This is a genomic window from Paenibacillus terrae, assembly GCF_005217525.1.
In the GTDB taxonomy this organism is placed as follows: domain Bacteria; phylum Bacillota; class Bacilli; order Paenibacillales; family Paenibacillaceae; genus Paenibacillus; species Paenibacillus terrae_C.
Map to the genome: position 1 here is coordinate 23746 of NZ_PNXQ01000004.1, position 11342 is coordinate 35087.

8 protein-coding genes are annotated in these 11342 nt (G+C 36.8%); 1 reads left to right on the forward strand and 7 read right to left on the reverse strand.

Translation table 11 applies throughout. The features are described from left to right. The 6 genes from C1I60_RS03225 to C1I60_RS03250 all read right to left on the reverse strand — a co-directional run. The coding region (locus C1I60_RS03225) for an acyltransferase family protein (protein WP_212734425.1) at positions 1–710 on the reverse strand (710 nt) is incomplete at its 3' end. A gap of 149 nt (positions 711–859) precedes the next feature. Next, on the reverse strand, positions 860–3199 hold the full coding sequence (locus C1I60_RS03230) for a glycosyltransferase (protein WP_137060460.1): 2340 nt from the start codon (positions 3197–3199) through the stop codon (positions 860–862). Positions 3200–3208: 9 nt separating this feature from the next. After that, positions 3209–4726: a protein kinase family protein gene (locus C1I60_RS03235; RefSeq protein ID WP_137060461.1), complete on the reverse strand. Its 1518-nt coding sequence runs from the start codon at positions 4724–4726 to the stop codon at positions 3209–3211. Further along, positions 4726–5715 carry a class I SAM-dependent methyltransferase gene (locus C1I60_RS03240; protein ID WP_137060462.1) on the reverse strand — a complete coding sequence of 330 codons (990 nt, stop codon included), beginning with the start codon at positions 5713–5715 and terminating at the stop codon, positions 4726–4728. The genes C1I60_RS03235 and C1I60_RS03240 overlap by 1 nt, the downstream gene beginning before the upstream one ends. 4 nt (positions 5716–5719) lie before the next feature. Then, entirely contained in the window at positions 5720–7024 is a 1305-nt protein-coding gene (locus C1I60_RS03245; RefSeq protein WP_137060463.1) for an ABC transporter ATP-binding protein, read from the reverse strand. After that, the gene (locus C1I60_RS03250; RefSeq protein WP_137060464.1) at positions 7021–7824 is read right to left on the reverse strand and encodes an ABC transporter permease; all 804 of its coding nucleotides are present in this window, start codon (positions 7822–7824) and stop codon (positions 7021–7023) included. Before C1I60_RS03250 ends, C1I60_RS03245 begins: the two co-directional genes overlap by 4 nt. A 135-nt stretch (positions 7825–7959) precedes the next feature. On the opposite strand from C1I60_RS03250, the gene C1I60_RS03255 reads away from it, so the two are divergent. Further along, positions 7960–10416: an O-antigen ligase family protein gene (locus tag C1I60_RS03255; RefSeq protein ID WP_137060465.1), complete on the forward strand. Its 2457-nt coding sequence runs from the start codon at positions 7960–7962 to the stop codon at positions 10414–10416. A gap of 86 nt (positions 10417–10502) precedes the next feature. Here the strand turns inward: C1I60_RS03255 and galU are convergent. Next, a partial coding sequence (galU, locus tag C1I60_RS03260; RefSeq protein ID WP_137060484.1) for a UTP--glucose-1-phosphate uridylyltransferase GalU occupies positions 10503–11342 on the reverse strand: 840 nt, incomplete at its 5' end.

The following is an 11342-nucleotide window of genomic DNA, read 5'->3' on the forward strand; positions in this document are numbered from 1 at the left end:
CTATAGCAATACATAACTATACCTGCCAAGAAATAGCCTAAAAGATAATTCGCGCTCCCCATACTTATGCCGTAAAAGTTATAATTATCAAAAATATGAGGGGAGAATATATTTAGATATAAAACCAGTACAAATAAAAGCAATACGGATTCGCGAGTTTTATGACTGAACCAGCCAATAGATCCTATAATCAAAACCAATGCATAAAATAGAACCTCATAAGGTAAAGTCCACAATGATCCATTTACTGAACCAGGATAAATATTTCCAGTAAAGACACCTGGTAGCTCATAGTAAATAGGAAAAAGAAATGAGCTTCTTAAATAATCATATGTCTGAGGATTGGTTAAATAATCATTTAAGGTATTATTAGTTACAACAGCTCCAATAACGAAAGTTGAAAACAAAACGGCACATATCAAGCCCGGAAAAACTCTTAATACTCTATTGAAAACAAACCTAAACTTACTTGGGGTTTTATTAAAACTCATACTTATTAAGAAGCCACTAATAACAAAAAAAATAGCAACAGATACTCCTCCAAGTGGCCATTGACCATTTGTTATTTTAACAAAAAACTCATTTGTATTCCCTGAGATTGGATAAGAATGTGAAAGCAATACCATAACTGCAGCGGCAAGCCTCATAAAATCAAAATTATTCTCTTTACCAATCATTCGATTTTCGAGTAGTACTGATTTCTGGCTCAAATAATCAACTCTTTCATTAGAATTATTACGCCCAACACAAGCAAATCTATAGATAATCTAAAAAAGAAAAAATCCTACAAGGAAAGCAGGATTTATCTGTCCAAATTTGCTAATAGGATATTTATATAAAAATGCTAATTACATCGATTCTATCTTTTTAAGGCTTTGAACTTAAGAATAAAATAAATTAACTTCTTTCCCATTTTCAAAGAACCTTTATTATTGTTTCTAAGCTTAGTTAAAACCTTCCACCCAATTGTGTTTCTCATGTTCATTAATTCTGTTTCCAGTTGGTTAAGCTGGTTATGATACTCATGTGATGTTATATTACTATCATGAGGGAAATAATATTTTAAAGAGACAAGAAGATTGGCATTATCGAATACAGTTATTGTTTTAGTCAGTTCTTTGGAAACTACGGACCTATCGTACAATTCTATATATTGAGCTACCATCTCTAATTTTGTTTTATATTTATACTCACTAATATTAATTTTAATTTTAGCCAGTTCATTTTGCCCATCATCAATAATTTCATCCAGTTTCTTCATAACATCGCTTAGTTCAAGAGATTGGGATACCCATCCACCGCCGACCTTATTAACTCTTTCCTTAAGGGCTCCCATAGGAGTAACCAGGACAGGTATATCATGCAGCCAAGCTTCAGTTAACGTATAAGAAAATGTCTCAGGCCATGGAGATAACAAACAAACCAAATCCAGATCCAATCGTTTTATGATATGGCTCAGTTCTTCTCTTTTGTACTCTCCATGCTTTTGGAGATTACTTTGATTCAATAAATTTAATTTCTGGTCTCCCAATCCACCAATTAAATGCCATTTAATATTATTTCTAGAATATTTCGTGATCAATTTATAAATCAAATCACTACCTTTATTAGGTGCAAGCCCTCCTAAAAATCCAATATTCCATTCTTTAATCTCTTTTTCCTCTGATTTCACATATGAAATTTCAGAGCCTGTTAAATCACTCTCAATAGTGACTCCATGTTCGATAGCAGAAATCCTACTTTCTAATGAGGGAAAATGCTTTATAAATAAATCTTTCGAAAAATCACAAGGTGTAATAAATTGGTCGACTTTACTAATCATCTCTTCAACTTTTTCTCTCCATTTCTTTATAAATGGAGTATGAAATCCAAAAGCAGCTCTCAAGGAGGAATTGAATTTTTCTTCTTCATTTCCACTCTCTAAAATATACTTATTATTCTCATCCAACAAATTCACCTTTGGACTGAATAGATAGTAATCATGCAAAGTAAAAATTACTGGTATATTAAATTTATGAGCAATATGAGGGATATCAAAAGAATGCCTGATCAAATGGTGTATATGCACAAGGCTAATCTCAAACGTCCCCAAAATTCTTTCTACAATTTCACTATATTCTTGATGATGAAAATGTTGTATAGAGATAGAATCATGTAAAGGAAAATGATATTTTGCAATAAAATCCCCCTTAAGATACTGCTTTAACACCAACTCATTTCCATTCGTCACTAATACAAAAGCGTAATAATCTTGTAACTCGGATACAATATCCTTAACATGATACTCTGTTCCACCAATTGGCTGAGTATAACTTTCGTCAAAGAAATTGTGAAGAACATAAAGTATATTGCCGCGAGTTTTGTAAGAATCAACATAATGTGGTAATCTGATATTTATATTCTCATGTATACGTTTCAATGGATTTTTAACAATAAAATCATGAACATTTTTCTCGTAATAAGGATATCTGGCATTTAAAGTTTTTAAATTTTTGTTTAATAAGGCCAGTTTATCACCTTTAAAAGACATAGAGCCTTTATGGTATATAAATGTGTGATCATCAAGCACATTTTTATAACCATGCTCAATTACTCTGCAACAAAAATCATTTTCTTCTGCGTATCCTTTACCGAAAGTTTCCTGATCAAACAATCCGACTTCATCGATGATCACTCTTTTGATATACATACAAAAACCAACCGCTGTAGGTATTTCAGGGTATTCTTTTAGAGAGATATTCTCAATAAAATGTGCGAAACTTTCAACTGTATAACCCTCGGGAATTGAGTTATCCTCCAAAAATTTTGGAACAGAGCAAATACTTCCATTGTTTGTTAGCGGTGTAACTGTTGCAATAGATTTATCTGAATATGCCACCTCTTTTATCTTTTCCAACCATCCAGCGGTAACGACCGTGTCACTATTCAACAGTACTACATCCTCCTGTGAGAAGGACATACCTCTGTTAACCGTACCTACAAAACCTAGATTTTCTTCATTTTGCAGGATAATTAAACCTTCCTGTTGATCTAAGGTATCAAGATATTCATTCACCTTAGGATCTGGACTACAGTCATTAATAATTACAACTCTATTTTCTTTTAAATTAGTATAACGGAATAATGACTGTACACATTCTTCTAGCTCTTCTGGTGCATTATACACGGGAATGATAATATCACAGGATCGCACTTCCATTTTTAATTCTCACCTTTTTCTGAATTCTTGAAAAGCTCTAACAATTGGATTCTGATTCAGTTTTTCTTGTAAGCTCTCAATAAGCTGTTCATGCTGCAACAACTGCGCTTTCAAGTCCACAAGTAATTGTTCTTTTTGCAGTATATTCTCTTGCAATTCAATATTATTGCTTTCCAAAACCGCTAAATGCTCATCTTTTTCTTTTATTGAATCATGGCACAAGGAGATATAGCGATTATTCTCCTCTAATTGCCCATCTTTTTCAGTAATTGTAGCATGGCAATGCTCAATATATTCAGTGTTTTTCAATAGTTCCTTGTCTTTTTCGGCTACCACCTTATGACAATGCTCTATATATTCGAGGTTTTGTTCCAATTGTTGGTCTTTTTCCTGGATTGCGGCTTCGTAATTCGCAATTACATCTTGGCATTTTCCGTACTCAATTCTAACCTCTTCATCCGTCATTTCAACTACTTTACTCTCATAAATAGCCAAATTAACTTCATTATTCTGGATAACATCCAGCGATATAGTCAACAGGTTATTGGTTTGCACAACAAAGTCATCATTAATAAAATCAGTTTCATCTATTTGAAGTTGTAAATTACTCAACAAAAATAAAGACATATGATTAAAAAATGATTCTTTCCTATACCCTTCGATGGTAGCCTCAAAGAACTCATGGACAATACTCTGTGTGATTTCATTTTCCACAAAAAAATGATAAAAGCTGGCTTCACATGAAAGACCACGGAACAAATTTAATTCATAAAGTAAATAAAAATAATAAAAACTAAATCTAAACGGATCTAGAAAATAGCTTTTAGAAGGGGTACTGAATTCAAAATCAATAAGGTTGAGTTCCCCTTTATCTACTATTATATTTGATGGGGTTAAATCAAAATGCACCATTTTTGTCGGCAGATTGATTTCCTTATGATCCTCAAGCATCTCATTTAATATTTTAAGATTGTTATCGGACAAACTTAATAAAGAAGTTAATGCATTATAGTTCTTTAGTGCTCTATGTGCATAGTCACTGTTCTCATCCACTTCTAGAATCGGCAACTCTATGCTTCCAAAGTCGTTCAATAAGACTCCGGTATTACGAAAGTCTGAACGAACCTGGTCAATAGCATCTTCTAAATTATTTAAAGAAAGTTTGTTGACCAATCGTTGCAATCTCGACTTAAGGGAGATACCTGGCTTAAATTCTTCAAATGAAACGTACCGATTGTTTATTCTTAACAAATCAAAAGGTTGAGGAGCACGACCCCAACCACTAATTTTATCAAGAATCTTATATTCTCCAACGATCTTCTCCTGGCGTCCCTTACGATCTCTTAAAAATTTAGCGACTAGGGTAGGATTGGTTTCGTAGTTTTTAAAAATAAGTATTGTGCATTTTCCATGAGTGATCTTTTTCCCTTGAGGATTAGATAATAAAAGAAATTGGAGATTTGAGGGTTTAGCCTCAAAGAATTGATTCCAATTTGTTTCTACATAATTTTTGATCTGAGGTATCATTAGTTCTCCTCCTTACGTGCAAAGATACTATAAGAAGCAGGAAATGGACTTAACTGTTCATATTCGATTAAAAACTTCTCCAAATCATTTACCCGTTCACTAATTGAAGAGCTGGATTTTGTGTAACGTAAAAATTCAACTAAATAGCTCGATACGTTTTTTTCGGACAGGTTGTACAAAAATTCAATTCGTTTGTAATCAGGGTGCGGATAGAAAAAGTCAACATTACTGTAACCCGAAAGCTCCAACAATTCCTGATAACCCTGCTTTGTGTACGTATAGGTACTATATTCATTTTTATTCCACTTTAGATTCATTTCGTTGGCTTCTTCTCTGCTCAAATAACTAATGTATTTAATGCCTGTATGATCGTCAGGTTCGCCAAGTAAATACTTTAGCCCCAGAGCGTTTTCAATCCCAATGTATAGATAGCCTCCAGGTTTGAGTAAACTATAGGCTATTCTTAAAGCCTCTTTCTGTCTTTCTTGTGGGTTCTGGCCCAGATCATTAAGTCCCACCCACTCTAAAACTCCATTAAAGGAAACTAAGTCAAAACTTTCCTCTTTAAAAGGATGCTTGAATATGTCTGCGTGAATAACCGTAATATTTTCTATATTTTCTTGCTTTGCTCTGGTAGACAGAAATTGAAGACGGTCTAAGGTTCCATCCAATGCAACAACATGTTTAATATTACGTGCGATCGGGACGGAAATAGTCCCCCATCCAGCCCCAATGTCCAGTGCAACTGATTCTTCATTTAACGGCAATAAATACTGCCAATCTGCTCTGGATTCATCTGTAATGATATTAAATAAAAAAGGATTATCATAAAAATTTTCTTTAACAGCCGTTCTCCATCCTTTAGAGATACATTCAGCAACTAGTTTACTCATCCGCTTATTATCTAAGTCCGAATAATAATGCCCACTTTCAGAACATAAATAAATTCCTTCATGCATAGGATAGATTTGTTTGAATAAATCATTCATAAGATCACTCCGATCTCTCTAAAGTTAAGTTATCCATTACTTTGCTAATATTTATTTCAACTTTAGGATCTACTAGACCGGCTGCTTTTTTGGTTTCTGCGACTTTAAAAGTTAAAACATCATATCTTCTGTCCATGACTACGATGTTATCATCAACTAATTCAATAAATCCCAAAGATACTACATAATCTCCTGCATTTAATATTGTATTTTGAGTAAAGACGACGTTTAAAATATCATCCTTCTTATAATTTTTTAAATCCAAACCCTCGAAGCTGGTATTCGTTCCGGTTATTTCGACCCCCGAAACAGTTTTAATTGTATAGGCAGCAAGAGAAGAATAAGTATCCTTGTAATACTGGAGTTTAAGGGAGATTGTTATTTTTTCCCCATGCCTGTATATCCTCGATTTATTCCCGTCTTCGCCATCTAGCCTAAAGGATATAATCTTCCCTTCCCCATTGCCGTATCTATACTCAGAAGGAGCTTGTTTGCTATCCAACAATTTTGATTCGCCCAAAATCGGGATATCTTTACTTCTTTTTGTTGGCTTAGTGGCTTTCACTCCATTTTCCATTTCAGCAATAAGCTTAGTATATACATTTATGACGTAATTCGGGTGTCCTTGCTCAATAAGTTCCCCTTTATAAATTAGAACGGCTTCATCACAAAATTGCTTAACTAGCCCCAAACTGTGAGTTACGAACAATATAGTGACGCCCTTTTCTTTTAGTTCCTCGAACTTTCTAAAGCATTTTCTTTGAAAACTCTCATCTCCTACTGCGAGCGCCTCATCAACAATGAGAATATCAGGGTCTACATTGATAGCAACCGCAAATGCCAACCTCACATACATACCACTGCTGTATGTTTTAACAGATCTATCAATAAAATCACCAATTTGAGCAAAATCAATTATTTCATCTATCTTCGTTTCAATTTCCTTCTTCTCTACTCCTAGTATGGAAGCGTATAAAAATATATTTTCCCTCCCAGTATAATCCGGATTAAAACCCGCACCAAGTTCTAAAAGCGCAGATATTCTACCTTTTACGTTAAAATATCCAGAAGTAGGTTGTAGAATTCCTGTGAGGATTTGAAGAAGTGTACTTTTTCCAGAACCATTAGGACCAACTATACCGCATGTTTTTCCTTTTTTTACTTTAAAAGAGACTCCTTTCAGAGCGTTTATTTCAGTATTTTTTTTCCCTAAATTGAAGATTTCCAGTAATCTATGATAAGGCTTGTTATATACTTTATAGGTCTTCGTTATGTTTTCAATTTCTATTGCCAAGTCGTTTTTCATCATAGTACATCAACAAATCCTTTTTTCGATTTTTGGAATATATATTGCCCCAAGCAAAACACTATAATTGAAAAAGTATAAAGATAAATAATTTCACTTCCGTCAATAAACTGTAATTTAAACAAAGCATCTCTTATTCCTTGTACCACATGTATTAACGGGTTCCAGAAAAACCAACCTTGGAATTTTTGTGGTACAACATGTATAGGATATATAATTGCGCTGGCATAAAAAACGATATTCAATACTACACTTACGAGTTGTCCCAAATCTCTAAAGAAAACATTTAAACTGGCACACAACCAGCAAAACCCTAGAGTGAACAAAACTAAAGGGAATATATATACCAATACATAAAGTAACGAAAGACCAGAGACATGTTGACCTAAGAAAAACATCCCGCCAATTAATATTAGAAAACCTATTAAAAAATTCACCGCGTTAGAAAGCAACAAAGAAATCGGCAAAATTTCAGAAGGAAAAACCGTTTTTTTAATTAAATTACTATTATCAAGCACAACTGAAGTAGAACGGTTAAGGGTTTCTGAAAAGAAAATCCATGGGAGTAGACCTGCAAACATCCACAGTGTGAAATTATTGGTCCCCAGTTCCATACCCACTCTCATTTTTAACATCCATGAGAAAACTAGTGAGTAGACTGCAAGAGTGGTCAACGGATGGATGATTGACCACAAGAAACCCATCATGGAACCTTGGTAGCGATTTTTTAAATCCTTGATCATAAAATTCTTAATTAGATATTTATGGTTGAAAATACTTTTTAGTGTTGTTCTTAAATACATACTTAAGATCTCTTCTTCCTATAATTAAGTTTTCAACTAAACAACCGAATATCCCCTTGATATACTGCTAGTTGGTTCCATCGCGTCATTATGCTAAAATATTGACGTATCTACAAGAAAAGGAGATTGTAAACCTTGTCGAATCCAGTATACGGGAAACAGGCCAAAACGTCGACCCGTGACGATAAAAGGCCGGCTATATTTTGGGTGTTAATTGTTGGCATCATTCTGTTTTTAGCTTGGGCCCCCTTCCAGGCTGCACTTTTTAATGGGCAAATGCTCGACTTTGAGAAGCCTTTGTATTGGGCTTTGATCATCTGCACGATTCTATTGATTTTAGGAATCGTAACCTATTATAAGAAATTCAAGCTGGAAGAGCAAAGGGATTGGCTGGCTGTATTGGTACTGCTGCTTCCCCTGACTTATGTACTTTCGCTAATTTCAGCAGCTTCTCATTATCTCGCAATGAATATGGTAGTAGTGCAGTGCATCTATGCCGCTCTGTTTATCATCTCAATCTATCTACTCCAAGATCGGTTAGGCAATAAGATTATTCACAATGTGATTATGACCGTTGCTTATGTCATTGTCGGCTTTGGCTTTATCAACTGGTTCGGACAGTGGGTACTTGCCGGCAAGCTGGTGGGCTGGCTTAGCCAATATGTGTATCATGACCGCTATACCAATGCAGTCATGACAGATTCAAATGGGCTTCGGTTGACATCAGTGTTCCAATATGCGAATACATATGCCGCTTTTCTAATGGCTTTCCTATTCGCAGCCGTTTTTTGTCTGATGAAATCAAAATCATGGTATGGCAAAGCTACTCATGGCTTCATGCTGGTACCAATTCTGGTCTCGCTATTCCTGACCCTGTCACGTGGCGGTCTGGTTATGCTGCCAGTCGTATTCGTGCTGCTCTTGCTTTTCTTTAAACCTGCACGCCAGATTATATGGATTTTACATTGCGCCATTGCAGGTGTAGCGTCAATATCTATCTTGACTCCGATTACAAATATGGGATTACAACTCAATAAGACCTACAACGGCGGAGAGGCGGCCAAGGCTTGGGGATTACTTATTGGTGTCTCCCTTGCTGTTGCTGTCGTACTGTGGCTTGTTGAACGTTATCTGGCACCAAAGCTGGAGAGTGCCCTCACAGGGTGGACCTCCCGAAAGTTATCCAACCTGTGGCTGCCTGTCGGATCGGTTGTGGTGATTGGCTTGCTGGCTTTTCTGTTTATTGGAACTGGCCTGCGCAGCGTACTGCCTGATAACGTCCAGGTCCGGTTAGAAAACATCAATTTCCGGCAGCATAGTGTACTGGAGCGGCTTGTATTCTATCAGGATGCTGCCAAATTGATCAAAGATTACCCTGTCATTGGCACCGGTGGTGGCGGTTGGGCTACTTTGTATGAAAAGTATCAAGATTATCCTTATACTAGCCGTCAGGCCCATAACTTTTTCATGCAGTATTTAGTTGAAGTGGGTATTCTCGGTTTCGTGATTTTCATGTCATTCATCTTATATATTTTCTACAAATATATTCGTAGCTATATTAGACAAAATGATGAAGATCGGGATTCTCACTTTCTGTATCTTATTTTGGCACTCTCGATCTTACTTCATAGCTTGTTGGACTTTAATCTCAGTTACGTGTTCATGGGCATATTGGTATTTATGAGTCTTGGTGGTATGGCCGCTGCTATAGACAGCAAGCCGCTTAAACGCCTATCCATGAGCGCTTCCGGTTTCCGGATCATGTACAGTGGAGTTATTGGTATCCTGAGCATTGTGCTGCTCTTTGCAGGTCTTCGCTTCGTGCAATCGGCTAATGCTGCCACATATGGCAAACAGATCATGGCAGCCAGCACGTCATTTGAGGAAATTCAAAGTGCTATTAATAAAGATCTTGAACTTCGTCCTACACATCCGGATTCGGTTATAAGAATGGCTGCACTGTACAAGAGTGTTTATCAGCAAACGAAAAAAGAGGAATTTTATAATGCTGCAATAGAGGTGCTAAATACGGGCCTGAAAGCAGAACCGTATAATAAATTCATGTATAGCTCCAAAATTAACCTTTTACAAATAAAGGGTGAGAATGAGCAGGCTCTCAGCATTTTGGAAAATAACATCTCCAACTTTAGATGGGACAATGACTGGTACAATCTGCTGATCACTCAAGCTTATTCTCTCGGTGATAAGGCGCGTGAGCAAAAGGACACGGCCAAGGAGCAGAAATATTTCCAAGCAGGTCTTGCTGCTTACCAGCAGGTTCTGGATGGGATAGCTCATATTAAGACGGTTCCACCTGAAATTCAATTGACACGTACTTTTGAAGTAACCCCAAGCATTGCGCTCAGTGCTGGCAAAATCGAGTTCATGTCAGGTAAGCCTGCGGAGGCTGCCAACATCCTCAAAAACGGCTTGAAGGACGACCTGAGTAATGCTACGAATCGTGAGGTGGCTCGCTATTACGTTGCTGCCCTTCAACAGCAGGGGCAGGATGACAAAGCTTTATACGATAAACTGATAAAAGCTGATCCGAAGGAGAAAGAGCTAATTGCTCAGTTGAAATCGGAGAAATAGAGCAACACAAAGAGACTGCCATGATATTACATCATTTGGCAGCCTCTTTTTCATACTAAGCAAGAAAGATATACTAAAGCTACGTCCTATTTTTGTTGATCAATATCATCAATAACCTGTCTCATATAGGCCAGTACTTCATCTTTAATCTCATCATGTTGCAGAGCATAATGAATGGTTGTTTCAATGAACCCCAACTTTTCTCCAACGTCATGGCGATTTCCATCAAATTCGTAGGCCAGGATCGGATTCTTTTCACCCAGTTTGGACAATGCATCCGTCAATTGAATCTCCCCGCCTACTCCAGCGGATTGCTGACCAAGGATGTCGAAAATATCTGGCGTCAAGATATAGCGTCCCATGATCGCCAGGTTGGAGGTTGCTTCTTCTTTCTTCGGCTTCTCTACCAGACGTTCTGCTTCCGAGATTTTGGCGGTAAGTGCATGCCCTTCAACAATCCCGTAACGATGAACCTCGTTCCAATCCACTTGCTTTACACCTACAACAGAGCGCTGATACTCGTCGAAAACGTCCATCATCTGTTTGAGACATGGATTCTCAGACTCAACAATGTCATCACCTAAAAGTACAGCAAAAGGCTCATCCCCTATGAATTTACGTGCACACCATATAGCGTGACCTAAACCTTTGGGCTCCTTCTGACGAATATAGTGGATGTCTGCCATCTCTGATGGCTTGCGCACCTCATTGAGCAGATTCCATTTTTCCTTGGCTGCCAGATTATGCTCCAGCTCAAATGAGTAATCAAAATGATCCTCAATAGCTCTTTTACCTTTACCAGTAACGATAATAATATCTTCAATCCCAGATGCTACAGCCTCTTCGATAATATATTGAATGGTTGGCTTATCTACAATCGGAAGCATTTCCTTAGGCATCGCTTTGGTAGCAGGTAGAAAACGGGT

Excerpts from the sequence above, each read along its gene's own strand:
- C1I60_RS03250 (WP_137060464.1), bottom strand. The coding sequence starts at position 7,824 with ATGTATTTAAGAACAACACTAAAAAGTATTTTCAACCATAAATATCTA.
- C1I60_RS03230 (WP_137060460.1), bottom strand. The coding sequence starts at position 3,199 with ATGGAAGTGCGATCCTGTGATATTATCATTCCCGTGTATAATGCACCA.
- C1I60_RS03240 (WP_137060462.1), bottom strand. The coding sequence starts at position 5,715 with ATGAATGATTTATTCAAACAAATCTATCCTATGCATGAAGGAATTTAT.
- C1I60_RS03235 (WP_137060461.1), bottom strand. The coding sequence starts at position 4,726 with ATGATACCTCAGATCAAAAATTATGTAGAAACAAATTGGAATCAATTC.
- C1I60_RS03245 (WP_137060463.1), bottom strand. The coding sequence starts at position 7,024 with ATGATGAAAAACGACTTGGCAATAGAAATTGAAAACATAACGAAGACC.